Origin of the sequence: Bacillus sp. 7_6_55CFAA_CT2, from assembly GCF_000238655.1 — a bacterium.
In the GTDB taxonomy this organism is placed as follows: Bacteria; Bacillota; Bacilli; order Bacillales; family Bacillaceae_G; genus Bacillus_A; species Bacillus_A cereus.
Genome location: NZ_JH414710.1, coordinates 941,186 through 958,682 on the forward strand (window position 1 = coordinate 941,186; position 17,497 = coordinate 958,682).

Sequence of the window (17,497 nt, forward strand, 5' to 3'; positions counted from 1 at the left end):
AGAAGTATAAGAGTAATTTTACCATATTTTTCAACAAAATTCTGAAAAATTAATTAATTTTTACGTATTTCTTATTTTTATGTGAATATTACAAGTGCCTCTGGTAGTGGTGGGATGAATCTGACTCATGATACGTTAGCATCAATGGGAGGGATAGCTTCACTTGTAAAAATGTTTTTAGGAGGATTGTTCGGATTGGGTCCAACTGTTAAGTTTTTAACAAAAATTTCACTTTCTTATTTAATAAAAACAGGATAATCCGCATTTTATAAGAATCATCCTGTTTTTATTGATACATTAAAAAATCGGCGGAGTAACAGAAAACAAAACAATGGCATTTTTTTCAAAATGATTCACCCATTTATGCTTTAAATAAGCAGGTATTTTTACACTGTCGCCAGTTTCTAATACGTATTCTTCCTCATTTAAATATAATGTGATTTTCCCATCTAAGACAAATGCTAATTCTTCTCCTTTATGTTCTAGCACATTTTCTGATGAAGCTGTATTAGGCGGGACGGTCATAATTGCTGTTGCTAAATTTCCAGTGAAATCAGGTGAAAGCATTTCATATGATAAATTATCAATAATCATTTTCTTTCGTTTATGGGAACGTACAATTAAATCGTCTGTATTTGTATCTTCAAGTAAAAAGCTAAATGTTGGCACATCAAGAGCTTTAGCAAGCACTTTTAATGTTTGAATAGAAGGGTTAGCAGACCCACGCTCAATTTGACTTAACATAGATGGTGTAATATCGGCCATCTTTGCTAGTTCTTTACTAGTTAAACCTTTTTCTTTTCTTTGTTTTTCAATTTTTTTACCAATATCTATATTTTCCATAATGAAAATCTCCTTAAGGGTTATTAAATTATATTTAAATAAATTAAATTAAAATTAACTAAAGTTAACGATTTGTGTTAAACTATATTAAAATTAATTTAATTATAATTTATTATATGGTGAGCTACAAGGATATAAGGAGGAAACAAAATGAAAGAAATAGGGGCATTACAAGCAGAATACCCATTAGTGAATAAACTTATTGCAACAGAAGAAGTATTTTGGATAAATCCAAACATAGAAAAGTATGAAAGGGCAATAAAAGATTCACCACTTAATGAAGAGAATGTAAAAGATGCGGAAGAGAGATTAAAGCGTTTTGCACCATATATTGCGAAAGTTTTTCCTGAAACGAAAGGGACGAATGGCATAATCGAATCACCTTTAGTGAAAATATCTTCTATGAAAGAAGCTTTAGAGACAAATTACAAGCAACCTATTTTAGGAGAATTATTATTAAAATGTGATAGTCATCTTCCGATATCAGGATCAATTAAAGCTAGGGGTGGCATTTATGAAGTGTTAAAATATGCTGAACAATTAGCTTTGCAGCATGGTATGTTAACAGAAGAAGATGATTATTCCATTTTGGATAGTGATACATGTAGAGAGTTTTTTGCCAAATATTCAATTGCGGTCGGTTCAACAGGAAATTTAGGGCTAAGCATTGGGATTATGAGTGCCAAACTAGGTTTTAACGTAACGGTTCATATGTCAGCAGACGCAAAAGAATGGAAGAAAGATTTATTAAGAAGTAAAGGTGTAAACGTTATTGAGTATGAAGCTGATTATAGTAAAGCAGTAGAAGAGGGGCGTCAGCAAGCAGATGCCGATCCTAGCTGTTATTTTGTAGATGATGAAAATTCCCATGATTTATTTTTAGGATACGCAGTAGCAGCATCGCGATTACAAAAGCAATTAGAAGAGTTAGAGGTTGTAGTAGATGAAAATCATCCTTTATTTGTTTATCTTCCGTGCGGAGTAGGAGGAGGACCTGGCGGGGTAGCATTCGGTTTAAAGTTATTGTATAAAGACAACGTGCACTGCTTCTTTGCGGAGCCTACGCACTCTCCATGCATGTTACTCGGTTTAATGACAGGACTTCATGATAAAATTGCTGTTCAAGATATCGGGATTGATAATGTAACAGACGCGGACGGACTAGCGGTAGGAAGACCGTCTGGATTTGTCGGTAAAACGATGGAACCATTTTTGAGTGGGAATTACACAGTAAGCGATGAAGAGTTATATAGATTGTTAAAAGAACTAGCTGACACGGAGAATATTTATTTAGAGCCTTCTGCACTAGCAGGTATGATAGGGCCAGTGAAAGTATGTAAAGAAGATGAGTATTTACAAAAGCAACAGTTAACAGAGAAGGTGAAAAAAGGTACTCATATTGTGTGGGGAACGGGTGGAAGTATGGTTCCAAAAGATGTAATGAATGAATATTATAGGAAAGGTTTGGAGTTAACGGTATAAGAAAAATGAGGCTAATTGTAGCCTCATTTTTTCATGTACATAAAAATCTTTGTTATTTTCACAATAGTTCTTTATAGTATATATAAAGGATAACTAATATTGAATAAATACAACAAAAAAGCTTTATTTTACATAATAAGAGGATGTGTATACGATGTCATTACAGACTAAATATATAGCGGGTATTTCGCTTGGGGTTATGGGTGTAGGCTTTGCGGCTTCTATCCCTTTTCAAGGAACGATAGCTGGAGAGATTATACAAGGGGGATTTGAAGCTGGGTTAGTTGGCGGGCTTGCAGATTGGTTCGCAGTTACAGCATTATTCCGTCACCCGATGGGAATTCCAATTCCGCATACAGCTTTGTTACCTAAAAACCGTAAACGAGTAACGAAAGGGCTCATCAATACGTTAGAAAATGAGTGGCTAACGAAAGAAAGTATTACGAATAAAGTAAAAGAAATGCAGCTAGCACAAATGGTGCTACAAATTGCAGAGAGAGAAATGCAGTCTGATGCTGTGAAAAAAGGCATTGTAACGATTGCTGAGAAGGCGATTGTTTCAATCGATACAGAAAAATTAGCGGTTATTATTGAAAAAGAATTAAAGACATATTTACATACAATTAATACAAATAACATTTTACAAGTGCTTGTTGATCAATTAGTTGTGCAAGAATATGATGAAAAGACACTTGATTACATATTAGTGAAGGTAAAAGATTGGACAGCGCAAGATGAAGCTCGTTACCAGCTCGGTAGCTTAGGTATGAAGGCGATGGAAAATATAAAAGTAGATGGATTCTTGCAGTTTACTTTGAAATCATTTATGAATATTGTAGATGAAGATAAGATTGGCGGCATTTTGCAGAAGTTTATCATTAGTAATATTAACAGCTTACAAGAGGCTGATAATAGCACAAGACAACTTATATTAGCGAAGATTCGTCAAGAAATTATCAATGTAAAAGAAAATGAAGCCTTATTACAGGAATTAGAAAATTGGAAAGAAAAGTGGCTTGCGAATTGGAATGCTACTGACAAAATAAAAGAGATGCTAGAGCAAGTACAGCAAAGAGCAGTTGCTTTTGTAAATAATGAAGAATTTGCTGATAAATATGTTATTCCATTTTTACAAAAACAAATGAATAAAATAAAAGAAGATGAACAAACTGTTCAAAAAATAGAGGAGTGGTTACAAAAGCAAGTTGTCACACTTGTGGAAAAGAACCATTCGAAAATCGGTAAGCTTGTACAAGAAAATCTTGATAAGTTAGATGATAAAACGTTAATCGAAATGATTGAAAATAATGTCGGTAAAGATTTACAGTGGATCCGAGTGAACGGGGCGGTTTGCGGATTTATGATTGGATTAGTGTTAGAAGGAATTAAAGCGATTATATGAGAAAAACCTTCCGCAATTGCGGAAGGTTTTTTATTTTTCGAGAACACTCATATTCAAATTATAAGCTTTCTCAATATTTAACTTGTACGTCCCATTTCCAGTTTTAATCGAATTTTTATACCAATGTTCTTGGTTGTTTAATTCTGGATGTTCTTCTGAAGAAGTATTTTCGTTTTTCGTTAAATCTTCTACTTGTTCCCAAGGTGTACTTCCATGGGTTTCTTTTTGATTCGTTACTGCTGTTAAAGATACATCACTTTCTTTTGCAAGATGGACAGACACTCTTGAGCTTTCCTGTACAAACCAATTATTTTGTAATTGACCTGGATAAAGAGATAGTTCGTTATTTGAAGCACGGATTTCCACATTTTTATTTTGCGGAAGAACAAGCGTTGGTTTCACCTGTGGTGCTGAATTAAATAACGTATGCTGAACAGGTAATGATTTTAAAGTGATATACATCGTTTCTCCAGCCGTTTGAACTGAAAGGAAATCATCTCGTTTTAAATTGAGTTTTTCATTTGCTTTCGTTGTCATTTCATAAGTTCCCAAAAGATGAATTTGATTTGTATTATTTCCCTCTATCGTTAGAAGCTGATGTCCTGCATCTACTACGATTTTTTTGATAGATTCAGGTATATCAAATTGTCCGTCTGGAATATTACTCGTTTGCCTCGTTGTGTTAATAGAGTGACGAACTTCTTCTAGTAATCCAGTTGATAATAAACAGTAAAAAGCAATTCCGACACTTCCTAAAACGCCGATAAAGAAAATACTAAAAATATCATATTTAATAAAAGATTGCTCTTTTTTAGAGAATAGAAGGTATAGTAAAACTTCAGCTCCAAGTATGATGAGTAAAACTGGCCACCATGCAGTTAGTGTATCTAATACTTGAATTCCTTTTACGACTGAAAAAAGTAAAAAGCATCCTAACGATATAATAGAAAGCCCCATTGAGAATGTTCCAACACGCCATGTTCTCATTCTTTTGTACCACCTTTGTTTTCTTTATTTCCAAGTAACAATTTAAAGCCGCCGCCAATTAAGAGGAGTGCAACGATAGATGTTTGGAAATAGCGATAATATAGCTCGCTAAGATGAATGTTAAATATAGTTGCAAAGTAATCATTCAAAATAGGAAGGACTGTTTGATCTAATAAATAATAACCACCGAGTGTAATTAACCCGATACCGATCCATCTTTGATGATTGATAAAATAATCAATGATAGGCTCGTCATTTACACGTTCTTTTCCATACTTTGCAGTTTGCTGTAAAGCGTCAAAGAAGCTATAGAACCAAATGATTGGAACTAAAAATAAAAACGCAGAAAGTCTTAATAAATCGAGTAAATATATTGAAAGTAAAAAGGCTGCCATAAGCTGAAGGCCGCGGCGTTGTAAACCTAAATACATATGTCCTGCTCCGGGGAACATCGCTAAAATAGAAGCGAATGTTTTATTCTTCTTTCCTTGTTCACGATGTTCTTCAAACTCTTCGAAAATAGTACGATCATCTAGTTGCTCGCCACGTTCTTTTTTCTGTAGTTGCTGAACAACGTCAAAGAAATTATAAATCCATAAAACAGGTAACGTAATAAGGAAGATAAGAAAACTTTCTTGCGATGTTAAAAGTGCAACGAAAATGATCATACTCCCGATTCCTGTGCAAGCTACTAAAAATGTAAGTCCGCGTTGCATAAGTCCTAATTGGAAATGGCCAAGCCCAGGGATGATGGATAAGAGAATGATATAAAATCGTTCGCTCTCTTTAGAGGAATTTATCACTTCTCCAGCTTCTTGCTTTTTCGTTTGGTTTATAATGGTGATAACTAAATCTAGTAAGTTAATTACCCATAGAACAGCTAGTAAAAATAGAGAAAGAAAAGCAATATCACGTTCTCTTACTACTATGGTACAAAATACTGCAAAGGAGAATAGAAATAGTGATCCTCCGCTATATAAAATAAACCGTCCTAGTTTTTTTAAGTATAAATGTCCAAGCCCAGGAATTAGCCCTAATACAAGTGCTAAAAAGGGATTTTTATTCATGCTTTGAACCTCCGTCCTTTTTCGATGTGTCTACCGATTTGTTTACAATTTGTTGTGAAATAGAAGACTCGTTATGTTTTGAAGATTTCTCTAAATTTGATGTCGCTGTAAAAATATACTGAAATAAACCACTTACCATAAAAATAATTGTAGCCGCAGTCGCAATTATGTAATGAATGATCGTGCGCTTTAGTGAGGTTGTTTTTATATTTTCATTAGACTGTAGTGTTTCAAAATTAATTTGCGTCATAACTTCGTTCGTAAATGAATCATCATTTATCATTGGAAGGTTTTCATGTTGTTCATCAATACTTTCCATATAAAGTGCTAAACAATAATCACATTCATAAAGATGTTCTTCCATAGATTCACGTTCATTGCTTTCTATAAAATCTAATGTATAATTGCGCCAATCTTCTTTTGAATAATGCATCATAGAAACTCTTCCTCCTTCCAATGTTTTTTAATCCATTTTCGTGCTCGATACAGTTTCATTTCGACTGTTTTTACTTCGATGTTTTCCTGTAAAGCAATTTCTTGATAGCTCTTTTCTTCTAAGTAATGTGCGAGAACGACGTCACGGTAATTTTCTGGAAGTTCTCTCAGTTTTTGAGCAATGAGTAATTTTTGCTCTTTCGTCAATAATAAAGCCTCAATATTATGAGAGGACTGTATATTTTCCTCAGCTTCTTTACATAAGGAGAGTTCTTCACTTTCTCTAGCTTTCTTTCTCTTATAATCAATAGCGTGATTGGTGGCAATACGTGCCATCCACGTTTTTAATCCGCGAAATTGATAATTTGGGAGAGAGGTGTGAATTTTTACGAATACTTCTTGTGTAACATCTTTCGCATCTTCTTCATGTCTTAAAATAGAAAAGATAACTTGAAAAATATAATGACGATATGTTTGTACAAGGATACGAAAAGCATGCTCGCTTCCTTGCTGTGCTTTTTCAATTAATTGTTTTTCCTCAATCGGTCTCTCCCTCCTTTTTGACGCATTCTATTATATAGACGTAAAGAATGATAAGTCACCCTACACATTTTGTAAAAAAAGAATAATATATTTTTTGCGGGAGAGCTAGATGAAAAAAGGTGTGAAAAAATGGTAAAGAGAAGTATATAATGAGCAAGTAGGAAATGTTACACGTAGAAAGGATGTGAATGTTAGTAGGGCAAGGTCCATACTAACAAACATGAAAATTAAAATATTAATAGCAGATGATAACTCTTTTATTAGAGAAGGCATGAAAATTATTTTAAATACATACGAAGAGTTTGAAGTAGTAGATACTGTAAATGATGGGGAAGAAGCTGTAGCGTATTGTAAAAAGCATGAAGTTGATATTGCTCTTTTAGATGTTCGTATGCCAAATATGAACGGGGTAGAGGCGACGAAGTTCATTTGTGAAGAGACGAAAACAAAACCGCTTATTTTAACGACGTTTGATGATGATGAATATATTTTGGATGCAGTAAAAAATGGAGCGAAAGGTTATTTATTAAAAAATAACGATCCGGAGCGTATTCGTGATGCGATAAAAGGAGTATATAACGGTCAAACTGTTATGCAAGATGTTATTCTCGATAAAATTAAGTCTAATTTAATGGAAAGTAAAGAGGAAGAATGTAAAATTGATAAGAGCCTTTTCACAGAAAGGGAGCTTAGTATTATTGCATTAATTGCAAAAGGTTTCTCAAATAAAGAAATTTCGAAACAGCTTTTTATATCTGAGGGAACAATTGCAAATTATATTACGTCAGTTTTAGGGAAAACTGGACTTGAACATCGCACACAAATTGCGATTTATTACTTAACAGGGAAAGTAGATTAATGATATGGAATTTTGGTTAACTGTAAGTAAATTAATTGTCTTTTTATATATTGTGTTCAGTTATATTTACGCAAATATAGCAAATTTACCGTGGGTTATATTTACTTTACTTATTTACCTCTCTGTAAACGTAATGATTTCTATATTTAAAAAAGATACGTATAAAAAAATATTAATCTGTATGTCCATTGGCGTAGTTATGTTATTTACATGGAGGGTTCATCCATTTTTCATTTTGTTTTTACCTTTGAACTTATACGAAATTACATTCTATTACATAGAAAAGAATTGGCCACGCTTTGTCGTTATGATGCTCCCAATTACGATTGCAGATGAAAGTATTCGAATGACTTATGGATTAATTGTTGCATTTTCTTTTCTCGTTTTAACTATTGCAGATCGATATATATCGCGTGTAGTAAAGCTTGAATCGCAAAATGATAAGATGCGAAAAGATATGCAACGACTTACGAAAAGCTTACATGAAAATAAAGAGTACATAAGACAATCTGAATACACATTTAAGCTAGAAGAGAGAAATCGGTTATCGCAAGAAATTCATGATAAAATTGGTCACTCGATGACGGGTGCGCTTATTCAAATGGAAGCAGCAAAAAGGTTAATGGAAATAGATAAAGAAAAATCTGCGGAGTTATTACAAAATGCAATTCACATTTCAAAAGATGGAATTGAAAGTATTCGCATTACATTAAAAAATATGAAGCCACCAACTGAGCAAATTGGTATTCATCGTATGAAATTATTCATAGAAGAATTTGCCGGTAAGAATGATGTGAATATTCCTTTTGTATATAAAGGGAACTTAGATATGATTTCTCCCATTCAGTGGAAAATTATCGGTGAGAATGTTACAGAAGCACTAACAAATGCAATGAAATATGCTGATGCTACAGTTATTTCTATAGATATTCATGTGCTTAACAAGATGGTTAAGGTGCAAGTGAAGGATAACGGAAAAGGGGCAGCTCTTGTTAAAAAAGGTCTCGGTATTATGGGGATGGAGGAGCGAACAGCTTCAGTAAACGGAAAAATTATTGTAGATGGAACAAGTGGCTTTTCAGTGACGATGTTGTTGCCGATATAAGAGAATGGGACGAAGATGAACCATCTCATATGAAAAAAGTGAATATTCTCATGTGAAAAGAATGAACTTCTGCACTGAGCAGGTTCATTCTTTTTGTTTATACTAAAAGCAGAGAAACCGAAATAGGGGTGAAAATGATGAATACATTAGAAATTAAAAATTTAACGAAAAAATTTGGTGATTTCATCGCAGTTGATAATATGTCTTTATCTATTAAAGAAGGAGAAATATTTGGCTTTTTAGGATCAAATGGTGCTGGTAAGAGTACAACGATAAATATGATTGCTGGTTTGTTAAGAAGTAATGAAGGTGAAATTAGCATACTAGGAAAAAATATAAAGAAACATAATCGATTTGCAAAGATGAATATTGGTATTGTTCCGCAAGATATTGCGATTTATGAAGAGTTAACTGCCTATGAAAATGTGAAATTCTTTGCTGGGTTGTACGGATTACGAGGAGCCGAATTAAAAGCTAGGGTAGAGGAAGCTCTTCAATTTGTAGGACTTAGCGATAAACATAAAAGTTATCCGAAAAACTTTTCTGGCGGGATGAAACGAAGACTGAATATCGCTTGTGCGATTGCTCATAGACCGAAGTTAATTATTATGGATGAGCCGACAGTTGGAATTGATCCACAGTCAAGAAACTACATTTTGCAGTCAGTACGTAAATTAAATGAAATGGGAAGTACGATTATTTACACGAGCCACTACATGGAAGAAGTAGAAGAGATTTGTACGAAAATCGCAATTGTCGACCACGGTAAAGTGATTGCAGAAGGTACGAAAGAACAGTTAAAAGCGATTATTACAGATACGAAAGATATTTGGATTGAAGTGAAGTCAGTAGAAAATTTAGATGTAGAAAAGTTAAAAGAGATAAACGGTGTGAAAGCTGTTCAAATTGAAGAGAACGTAATCAAGGTAAACTCGGATGCAGGATTAAATAATTTAAATCAAATTATTCAGCATTTCATTAATCATGACATTGAAATTCGTTCATTAGAGGAGCAGGCTCCAAACTTAGAAACAGTATTTCTTACGTTAACCGGAAGAAACTTACGAGATAAATAAAAGGTAAATGAAGAAAAGGTAAAGGGAGGTTCATCAATTGAACATCTTCAATATTGCAATTATGCATATTAAAAGAGATTTCAGAGACGTAAGAACTTTAGTTTTTATGTTAGCATTTCCGATTGTACTTATGCTTGTGTTAGGAACAGCGTTAACCAACGCATTTAATAGTGATAGTCATTCGATTAAAGATATACAAGTGCTATATAAAGATGAAGCGAGTAGCACGTTTTCTCAATCGTTTGCAGCATTTACGAAAGAAGTGGATAAATCAGGTATTCATTTTAAAAAAGCTTCCGGCAGTATAGATGGGAAAGAAGAAGTGAAGAAAAATAAATATGCTGCTTATGTAGAGTTAAATAAAGATGGTGCAAAATTTTACGGAAGTGACAAAAGTAGTATTGAGGGGAGTATTGTGGAAGGAATGCTTACAACATTTGTTGATAAGTACAATGTAGCGGTCGAAGTTGCAAAAGTAGATCCTACTAAGGTGAGCGCAGTTATTTCAAACGGAAATCATAATGATTATATAAAAGAAACATCTTTACAAGCTGCGAAAAAACCAGGTTCTATGGATTACTATGCGGTTGTAATGACAACGATGATTGCACTGTATGCTGCGATGGGAGCGAGTTCTTTAATTCGAGGAGAACGAATACGTAAAACAGGAGATCGTCTCATTGCTGCACCTATAAGTAAAGCTGAAATATTCATTGGAAAAGTACTTGGTAGCCTAGTAGCAAATGCCCTGTGCATATTACTCGTCATGTTATTTAGTAAATTTGTTTTTCAAGCGAATTGGGGCGACCATCTTGGAATCATATTTCTTATTTTATTAACACAAGTCTTTCTAGCAATTAGCTTCGGTTTAGGAATCGGATATATCACGAAAACAGCTGAAGCGTCTAGGGCAATTATTATGGTTGTTGTGCAATTAGCTTCTATTTTTGGAGGTGCATATTTCGTAGTAGAAGAAAATTTCGTTACGAATTTATCGCCATTAACTTGGGCAAATACAGCTGTTATGAAAATTATTTATGCAAATGATGTAGGGGCAGCACTACCAGTCATTTCTTTAAACCTTGGAATATCAGCACTCTTTTTATTAATTGCAATTATTGCATTACGTAGACGGGAGGGGCTATAGTATGAAGGATATTTTATGGCTCATACAAAAAACGTTATCTGTACTTTTGAAAAATAAAAAAGGGTTATTCATTATTATTAGTTTGCCAATAATCGGAACGCTCATCTCTTTTTCGATATACGGAAATGCGGGGCAAGGAACGTTAAATATCGGGATTGTAAATAAAGAAAATGAGCCGATAGCAAATGATACGATAAAGTTTTTAGAAGGATTAAATCATGTGAATGTGAGTAAGGTGAAGGAGTCTGAAGTAGAAGATAAACTCACTTCCAAAAAACTTGATGGAGTTATTACATTAGCTTCTGGTTTTTCAAAAAGTGTTCGAGAAGGAAAACCAGAGCATATTGAAATTTCATCGATTAAAGGTGATCAAGTAACAGGATTTATAAAATCATATTTATATAATTATATTGATAATATAGCAGCTATTAGTAAAGTGGCAGGAACAGATCAAAGTGCGTTTGATAATATGTACGCAGGGTATCAAAAAGGTTCATTTAAAATGAAAACTGAGACGCTAGAAGATACTTCGAAAAATAAAGATATGACAAATCAAACGATGGGTTACCTTATTATGTTTATGCTGTTTTCAGCAGCGAACTTATCAGGTCATATTTTAAAAGAAAAAGAGAATAGAACGTACTTTAGACTATTATCAACGCCGATAGATGGGAAGAAGTTTATATTATCTAATGTCGGAGTAAATATGATAATACTAACAGTACAAATTTTGATTACAATCCTATTCCTAACGAATGTTTTTCATACGAATATCAATATGCCTTTCATAGTGATGATGGGCGTACTAATGCTATTTGCATTAATCGCAATTGGAATATCATTAGTCCTTGTAGCTTTTTCGAAAAACTCAGCATCGGCAAATGCGATGCAAAATATGATCATTGTACCAACATGCTTACTTGCTGGATGTTATTTCCCATATGATATTATGCCAAGTGCAGTACAAAAAGTAGCTAATTTTCTTCCGCAGCGCTGGTTGTTAGATACGATATCAAAACTACAGCAGGGAATACCATTCTCGGAGTTGTATTTAAACATTTTAATTTTATTCGCTTTCGCAATTGCATTCTTCTTAATTGCTATTTATAAGTTTGGAAGAAATAATGATGCGAGAAATTTTGTTTAATGTGAAAAGGTGTGGCTTAATGCCATACCTTTTTTGTTTGAAACTTAGAGTATCTTTTGTAGTATAGGAATGCTTTTGTAGAGCACTTCGTTATGTGAAGCATGCAAAACATATTTATTTCCCTCTAGAAGAAAAACGCTATGTAGAACAGCGTTACCGTCACCATGTTTTGTAAGTAAATCACCGACGACTTTGCCGTCTGTCCATTTCAGTTTGGAATGTGAAGGGACGACTTGTAAATATTGAGTTGTTTCCTCTCCATCTCCGGCAATGAGTGTCGTTTCAATATTTCTTTTTTGTATAATAAATCTATTTTTATTTAATGTATCGAGGAAAGGGTTTTTCGTTTCCATCTTACTATAAGGAAGAAATGTAATAGAAGAGTTGGATTTTATAAATAAATAATTTCCGTAATCTTTACAAGGAATAACATCTTGTAATCCTGGAAAGTAAATGTGTATTGCCTCAACTTTATTCATTTTATGTAAGATGCTTAAGTAACAAATATATTGTTCCATATAAAAATGAACGATATTTATTTTAGAAGAGGCATGGATAGGGAGACTGCCTCAAGTCCAATAACTATAATTTGGTGGAGATCCAGCGTTTGGTGTGCAGAGTATTATAAGTTGATTCACATCATTTTTATATTCGTCACTTTGAACGTAAGAACGTCCAAGAAGGCCGCCCATACTATGACAAATTAAATTTAGTTTATCGCAACCTGTAATCTTTTTAGCATAAGCAATCGTTTGTAATAAATATTTTTGTGTAGAAAAAACAATACGCTGCCGCCAGTCATAAAAACAGATGAACAAGTCTTTATTTCGTTCGTACCCCATACTTTCTAGCATCATGATGAATGGTTCGTAAACAAATGCAGAAAGTCCAAAACTCCAATTACCAGTGCCGGGAATAATAATATTGCTCATTGAACCGAAAAGACCTGAGATAAAAACAATAGGAGTTTTTCCTTTTCTCATATTCGTATCTCCTTTAACTGTTTAGTATCAATAAAAATAAGAAATACATTTCGTATGAAAACATATTTAAATGAAACACTACGAAATAGTAAGGAATATGATTGGAAGGAAACCAAAATGATTAAAAAAATATTAAGAGTTACTTCTATTATTATTGCTATTTTCGTTTTTATTGTAATTTGTATGCATATCGATGTTACCTTAGGTAGGAAAATGGAAGCTGGAAAAAACATGCCGACAGAGTATGCGCCTCATTATAGTGACTTTCAATTATATGTAGAAGGGAAGTCTTTTTATAAACAATTATTTACTGATATAAGAGAAGCCAAAAGCTCCATCTACACTTATTTCTTCATTTTGTCGGATGATAAAAGTAGTCATACTTTTTTAAACTTATTAAAAGAGAAAGCAAAAGAAGGAGTAAACGTCTATTTATCAGTTGATCGCATTAATGATTTATCATTTGAAAGAAAGATGATAAATGAATTGCGGGAAAGTGGTGTGCATTTTACATATAGTAGAAAACCTGCATTGCCATTCGGATTTTATTCACTTCACCATCGTAATCATCGCCGTATTACGACGATTGATGGGGATATTGGCTATACAGGCGGATTTAATATAGGAGATGAGTACTTAGGGAAAGATAAGCGATTTGGATATTGGCGTGATTATCATGTACGGCTTAAAGGAGAAGGAGCAAAAGATTTAGAAGAGCAGTTTGCTTTAGATTGGAAACGAGATACGAAAGAAGAGATAAAGAGGAGTACGAATAAAGCTAGTAAAGGGAATACATTACATACTATGACTAGTTACAATGGGCATTACGTTGCTGAAAAATATATAGAGCTCATAAAACAAGCTCAGCACTCCATTGTAATTGCAACGCCGTATTTTATAGCAAAAAATAAAGAATCCATGAATGCTTTAATCGCAGCACAAAAGCGTGGTGTTACAGTAAAAATACTTTGGTCATATAAACCAGATCTACCTCTTATAAAAGAAGCGGCGTATCCATACATACGTCAAGCTGTTAATAATGGGATTACTGTATATGGGTATAAAAAAGGAATGTTCCATGGCAAATTAATGCTTATTGATAATGAATTAACTGTTATTGGTACAACAAACTTTACTTCGCGTAGCTTCAATATAAATGATGAAATGAATTTTTATATTTATGGCGGTCCTATTGTAGGACAAGTTAATAAGGCGTTAACAGAGGATTTTCATGATTCGAAAGAAATGACGAAAGAGTTTTTTGAGAAGTTATCTTTTTGGGAGCGTTGTAAGGAGAAAGTGGCGGGATTGGTTGAGTTCTATTTGTGATGATGGATTAGGAAAGGGTGCCTACAAAAGGCACCCTTTTTGGTGGGAAATCATTATTTTTCATGCACCAGCATCGTAACATCATCATTAATCAACGTCCCCACATGTTCACCTAAACATATTTTTTTCATGACTCCAGGCTCATCAAAGTTAAAGACATGCGTTGGTAAATTGTAGTCCCGGGCAAGCAGTAATGCCGCTTGATCCATGACTTGTATATTTTGTCTAACGACATCATTATAGTTTAGTTTGCTGTACATTTTTGCTGATTTGTTATGCTTCGGATCACTTGTAAAAACGCCATCGACACCCTGTTTTGCGACTAATATGGCATCGCTATTCATTTCAATAGCTCTTTGTACGCTTGGATAATCTGTCGTCACGAACGGTTGCCCGTTTCCGCCTCCAAAGATAACGATATAGCCGTTATCTAAATGGTGGACTGCACGCAAGCGAATGTATGGTTCAGCTACTGCATTAAATGGAATGGAAGTCATAACGCGTACTTCTCTATTTGTTTTACTTGTTAAAACACCGCGAAGCATTAAGCTGTTAATGATTGTACCTAACGTACCGATATTATCAGCTTCTACGCGATCGATTCCCCATTCTTCAGCTAGATGCCCCCTAAAAATGTTACCGCCACCGATGACGATGGATACTTCGATACCTAAATCAACAATGGATAAAATTTCGTTTGCGATATGTTCTAATCGTTTGGAGTTAAAGCTATTTCCAGTTTGATCGGCAAGTGCACCGCCGCTTAATTTAATTAAGACACGTTTATATGGCTTCATAACAATTCCCCCTATATAGATCGCAATAAAAAAGGAACAAAGGCGAATGCCTTTGTTCCTTTTTAAGAAAATGAAAAAGAAAAGAAGAAGATAGGACGAATTGCTTTGTATAGTTTTTCATAACATCCACTCCTTTTCATTTTGATTTGTTTTAAGTATATATCTTTTTGATTATACGAAACAATCTGATTACTTATCAAGTTTATTTTATCGTTTTTTAACAAAATGGTGTCAATGAAAAAAAGAAGAAAAATATTTGAATTTTTTGTGACGAACTTGTAGGTTTTTGTATGATTTTGTAGGTTCGCTTATAAGATGTGTGAGTAGCTTTTATAAATTCAAATTGAAAGCGTTCGCATGAAGGGGATGAACATAAATGAAAAAATTCGGATTGGCAACACAAATTTTTGTCGCGCTTGTTTTAGGGATTGTAGTAGGGGCAGTCTTTTATGGCAATAAAACGGCGATTTCTTATATCACACCAATTGGGGATATATTTATTCACTTAATTAAGATGATTGTAGTACCAATTGTTATTTCAGCATTAATTGTTGCAGTAGCTGGTGTAGGAGATATGAAGAAGCTTGGGAAACTGGGTGGTAAGACAATTCTTTATTTCGAAATTATTACGACGATTGCTATTTTAATGGGATTACTTGCAGCGAATATATTCCAACCAGGTACTGGTGTTGATATGAGTAATTTACAGCAAAGTGATATTTCTTCTTATAAACAAACTGCAGATGCAACAGAGAAGAAAGGTTTTGCTGAGACAATTGTTCACATTGTACCGAAAAACGTATTTGAATCGATTGCACAAGGTGACCTATTACCGATTATATTCTTCTCAGTATTATTCGGCTTAGGAGTTGCGGCAATTGGGGAAAAAGGAAAGCCTGTCTTTAACTTTTTTGAAGGCGTACTCGAAGCCATGTTTTGGGTTACAAATCAAGTTATGAAATTTGCACCATTTGGTGTATTCGCATTAATTGCCGTTACGGTTGCAAAATTTGGTGTAGCAACACTACTTCCGCTAGGAAAACTAGTGCTAGCTGTATACGTAACTGTTATACTATTCGTTGTGATTGTATTAGGTATTAATGCACGAATGGTTGGAGTAAACATTTTTACATTAATAAAAATTTTAAAAGAAGAATTGATTCTTTCATTTACGACAGCAAGTTCAGAAGCTGTTTTACCTAATATAATGAGAAAAATGGAAGAGTTCGGTTGTCCAAAGGCAGTTGCCTCTTTCGTAATTCCGACAGGTTATACATTTAACTTGACTGGATCGGCTATTTATCAAGCGTTAGCGGCATTGTTTGTTGCACAAATGTACGGTGTGCACATGTCACTAACGGAGCAAATAACGTTATTATTCGTTCTCATGTTAACATCCAAAGGTATGGCGGGAGTTCCAGGTGCATCGTTCGTTGTTGTATTAGCAACGTTAGGTTCAATGGGGTTACCACTAGAAGGTATCGCATTAATTGCGGGAATTGACCGCATTTTAGATATGATTCGCTCATCTGTCAATGTATTAGGAAATGCATTAGCGGCCATTGTTATGTCGAAGTGGGAAGGCGAATTCGATAATGAGAAAGCAAAACAATATGTAGAAACAGTCAAAGAAACAAAAGCAGCATAAGAAATCGTTAAGGAGTGAATAATCATGGCAACATTAACTGAAGTTAAAAATGGTGTTCGAATTGAAAAAGATTTTTTAGGTGAAAAAGAAGTACCAAACTATGCATACTACGGCGTACAAACAATGCGTGCAGTTGAAAACTTCCCAATTACAGGATACAAAATCCATGAAGGTTTAATTAAAGCGTTCGCAGTTGTAAAAAAAGCAGCAGCGCTTGCGAATACAGATGTAGGAAGATTGGAATTAAACAAGGGCGGTGCGATCGCAGAAGCTGCTCAAGAAATTCTTGATGGAAAATGGCATGATCATTTCATCGTAGATCCAATCCAAGGCGGAGCGGGTACTTCAATGAACATGAATGCAAATGAAGTCATTGCCAATCGTGCTCTTGAATTATTAGGAATGGAAAAGGGAGACTATCATTATATTAGTCCAAATAGTCATGTAAATATGGCCCAATCAACAAATGATGCATTCCCAACGGCGATTCATATCGCAACGTTAAATGCATTAGAAGGCTTATTACAAACGATGGGTTATATGCATGATGTATTTGAATTAAAAGCAGAACAGTTTGACCATGTTATTAAAATGGGTCGTACACATTTACAAGATGCGGTGCCAATTCGTCTTGGACAAGAGTTTAA

The 17,497-nt window shown here is 34.1% G+C and carries 17 protein-coding genes and 1 pseudogene; 11 read left to right on the forward strand and 7 right to left on the reverse strand.

Going from position 1 to position 17,497, the window contains the following annotated elements; all coding sequences use genetic code 11:
* Positions 1 to 81 precede the first annotated feature (81 nt).
* Positions 82 to 258, forward strand: a complete 177-nt coding sequence (locus HMPREF1014_RS20580) for a hypothetical protein (protein WP_001999537.1) — start codon at positions 82 to 84, stop codon at positions 256 to 258.
* 39 nt (positions 259 to 297) lie between these two features.
* On the opposite strand, the gene HMPREF1014_RS20585 is transcribed toward HMPREF1014_RS20580, so the two are convergent.
* On the reverse strand, positions 298 to 843 hold the full coding sequence (locus HMPREF1014_RS20585; RefSeq protein WP_000427637.1) for a helix-turn-helix domain-containing protein: 546 nt from the start codon (positions 841 to 843) through the stop codon (positions 298 to 300).
* 150 nt (positions 844 to 993) lie between these two features.
* Here HMPREF1014_RS20585 and dsdA point away from each other — a divergent pair, with 150 nt between their 5' ends.
* Complete coding sequence (gene dsdA, locus HMPREF1014_RS20590; protein WP_000658536.1) at positions 994 to 2,325, forward strand: D-serine ammonia-lyase; 1,332 nt, start codon at positions 994 to 996, stop codon at positions 2,323 to 2,325.
* A 154-nt stretch (positions 2,326 to 2,479) separates the two neighbouring features.
* On the forward strand, positions 2,480 to 3,727 hold the full coding sequence (locus HMPREF1014_RS20595; protein ID WP_000058298.1) for a DUF445 domain-containing protein: 1,248 nt from the start codon (positions 2,480 to 2,482) through the stop codon (positions 3,725 to 3,727).
* 30 nt (positions 3,728 to 3,757) lie between these two features.
* On the opposite strand, the gene exsE is transcribed toward HMPREF1014_RS20595, so the two are convergent.
* Genes exsE through HMPREF1014_RS20615 form a run of 4 tightly spaced genes read right to left on the reverse strand, consistent with a single transcriptional unit; the run spans position 3,758 to position 6,759 of the window.
* A complete protein-coding gene (gene exsE, locus HMPREF1014_RS20600) occupies positions 3,758 to 4,714 on the reverse strand; it encodes an exosporium protein ExsE (protein WP_001261417.1) in 957 nt (318 codons plus the stop codon).
* Positions 4,711 to 5,781 carry a hypothetical protein gene (locus HMPREF1014_RS20605; RefSeq protein ID WP_001039119.1) on the reverse strand — a complete coding sequence of 357 codons (1,071 nt, stop codon included), beginning with the start codon at positions 5,779 to 5,781 and terminating at the stop codon, positions 4,711 to 4,713. The genes exsE and HMPREF1014_RS20605 overlap by 4 nt, the downstream gene beginning before the upstream one ends.
* Complete coding sequence (locus HMPREF1014_RS20610) at positions 5,774 to 6,217, reverse strand: hypothetical protein (protein WP_000972356.1); 444 nt, start codon at positions 6,215 to 6,217, stop codon at positions 5,774 to 5,776. Before HMPREF1014_RS20610 ends, HMPREF1014_RS20605 begins: the two co-directional genes overlap by 8 nt.
* Positions 6,214 to 6,759 carry an RNA polymerase sigma factor gene (locus HMPREF1014_RS20615; protein WP_306461541.1) on the reverse strand — a complete coding sequence of 182 codons (546 nt, stop codon included), beginning with the start codon at positions 6,757 to 6,759 and terminating at the stop codon, positions 6,214 to 6,216. Before HMPREF1014_RS20615 ends, HMPREF1014_RS20610 begins: the two co-directional genes overlap by 4 nt.
* A gap of 220 nt (positions 6,760 to 6,979) precedes the next feature.
* Between HMPREF1014_RS20615 and HMPREF1014_RS20620 the strand changes: the two genes are divergently transcribed.
* From HMPREF1014_RS20620 to HMPREF1014_RS20640, 5 genes are all read left to right on the forward strand, one after another.
* Positions 6,980 to 7,618 carry a response regulator transcription factor gene (locus tag HMPREF1014_RS20620; protein WP_000694092.1) on the forward strand — a complete coding sequence of 213 codons (639 nt, stop codon included), beginning with the start codon at positions 6,980 to 6,982 and terminating at the stop codon, positions 7,616 to 7,618.
* A 4-nt stretch (positions 7,619 to 7,622) separates the two neighbouring features.
* On the forward strand, positions 7,623 to 8,723 hold the full coding sequence (locus HMPREF1014_RS20625; RefSeq protein WP_000397678.1) for a sensor histidine kinase: 1,101 nt from the start codon (positions 7,623 to 7,625) through the stop codon (positions 8,721 to 8,723).
* A 137-nt stretch (positions 8,724 to 8,860) separates the two neighbouring features.
* The gene (locus HMPREF1014_RS20630) at positions 8,861 to 9,799 is read left to right on the forward strand and encodes an ABC transporter ATP-binding protein (protein ID WP_001093811.1); all 939 of its coding nucleotides are present in this window, start codon (positions 8,861 to 8,863) and stop codon (positions 9,797 to 9,799) included.
* Between the two features lie 37 nt (positions 9,800 to 9,836).
* The gene (locus HMPREF1014_RS20635) at positions 9,837 to 10,946 is read left to right on the forward strand and encodes an ABC transporter permease (protein ID WP_001020148.1); all 1,110 of its coding nucleotides are present in this window, start codon (positions 9,837 to 9,839) and stop codon (positions 10,944 to 10,946) included.
* 1 nt (position 10,947) lies between these two features.
* Entirely contained in the window at positions 10,948 to 12,093 is a 1,146-nt protein-coding gene (locus HMPREF1014_RS20640) for an ABC transporter permease (protein ID WP_000651857.1), read from the forward strand.
* A gap of 44 nt (positions 12,094 to 12,137) precedes the next feature.
* On the opposite strand, the pseudogene HMPREF1014_RS20645 reads toward HMPREF1014_RS20640, so the two are convergent.
* A pseudogene (locus tag HMPREF1014_RS20645) lies at positions 12,138 to 13,076 on the reverse strand (esterase/lipase family protein).
* Between the two features lie 117 nt (positions 13,077 to 13,193).
* Between HMPREF1014_RS20645 and cls the strand changes: the two are divergent.
* Positions 13,194 to 14,405 (forward strand): cardiolipin synthase, encoded by a 1,212-nt coding sequence (cls, locus tag HMPREF1014_RS20650; protein WP_000591931.1) that lies wholly within the window; start codon positions 13,194 to 13,196, stop codon positions 14,403 to 14,405.
* A gap of 53 nt (positions 14,406 to 14,458) precedes the next feature.
* On the opposite strand, the gene pyrH is transcribed toward cls, so the two are convergent.
* A complete protein-coding gene (gene pyrH / locus HMPREF1014_RS20655) occupies positions 14,459 to 15,202 on the reverse strand; it encodes a UMP kinase (RefSeq protein WP_000806138.1) in 744 nt (247 codons plus the stop codon).
* 376 nt (positions 15,203 to 15,578) lie between these two features.
* On the opposite strand from pyrH, the gene HMPREF1014_RS20660 reads away from it, so the two are divergent.
* The gene (locus tag HMPREF1014_RS20660; protein ID WP_000713291.1) at positions 15,579 to 16,850 is read left to right on the forward strand and encodes a cation:dicarboxylate symporter family transporter; all 1,272 of its coding nucleotides are present in this window, start codon (positions 15,579 to 15,581) and stop codon (positions 16,848 to 16,850) included.
* Between the two features lie 24 nt (positions 16,851 to 16,874).
* Positions 16,875 to 17,497: lyase family protein (locus tag HMPREF1014_RS20665; RefSeq protein ID WP_000224189.1), on the forward strand; the 623-nt coding region annotated here is incomplete at its 3' end.

Bases quoted from the DNA above. Each gene is read 5' to 3' on its own strand.
- HMPREF1014_RS20585 (WP_000427637.1), bottom strand. From the start codon at position 843: ATGGAAAATATAGATATTGGTAAAAAAATTGAAAAACAAAGAAAAGAA.
- dsdA (WP_000658536.1), top strand. From the start codon at position 994: ATGAAAGAAATAGGGGCATTACAAGCAGAATACCCATTAGTGAATAAA.
- HMPREF1014_RS20595 (WP_000058298.1), top strand. From the start codon at position 2,480: ATGTCATTACAGACTAAATATATAGCGGGTATTTCGCTTGGGGTTATG.
- exsE (WP_001261417.1), bottom strand. From the start codon at position 4,714: ATGAGAACATGGCGTGTTGGAACATTCTCAATGGGGCTTTCTATTATA.
- HMPREF1014_RS20605 (WP_001039119.1), bottom strand. From the start codon at position 5,781: ATGAATAAAAATCCCTTTTTAGCACTTGTATTAGGGCTAATTCCTGGG.
- HMPREF1014_RS20610 (WP_000972356.1), bottom strand. From the start codon at position 6,217: ATGATGCATTATTCAAAAGAAGATTGGCGCAATTATACATTAGATTTT.
- HMPREF1014_RS20620 (WP_000694092.1), top strand. From the start codon at position 6,980: ATGAAAATTAAAATATTAATAGCAGATGATAACTCTTTTATTAGAGAA.
- HMPREF1014_RS20625 (WP_000397678.1), top strand. From the start codon at position 7,623: ATGGAATTTTGGTTAACTGTAAGTAAATTAATTGTCTTTTTATATATT.
- HMPREF1014_RS20630 (WP_001093811.1), top strand. From the start codon at position 8,861: ATGAATACATTAGAAATTAAAAATTTAACGAAAAAATTTGGTGATTTC.
- HMPREF1014_RS20640 (WP_000651857.1), top strand. From the start codon at position 10,948: ATGAAGGATATTTTATGGCTCATACAAAAAACGTTATCTGTACTTTTG.
- cls (WP_000591931.1), top strand. From the start codon at position 13,194: ATGATTAAAAAAATATTAAGAGTTACTTCTATTATTATTGCTATTTTC.
- pyrH (WP_000806138.1), bottom strand. From the start codon at position 15,202: ATGAAGCCATATAAACGTGTCTTAATTAAATTAAGCGGCGGTGCACTT.
- HMPREF1014_RS20660 (WP_000713291.1), top strand. From the start codon at position 15,579: ATGAAAAAATTCGGATTGGCAACACAAATTTTTGTCGCGCTTGTTTTA.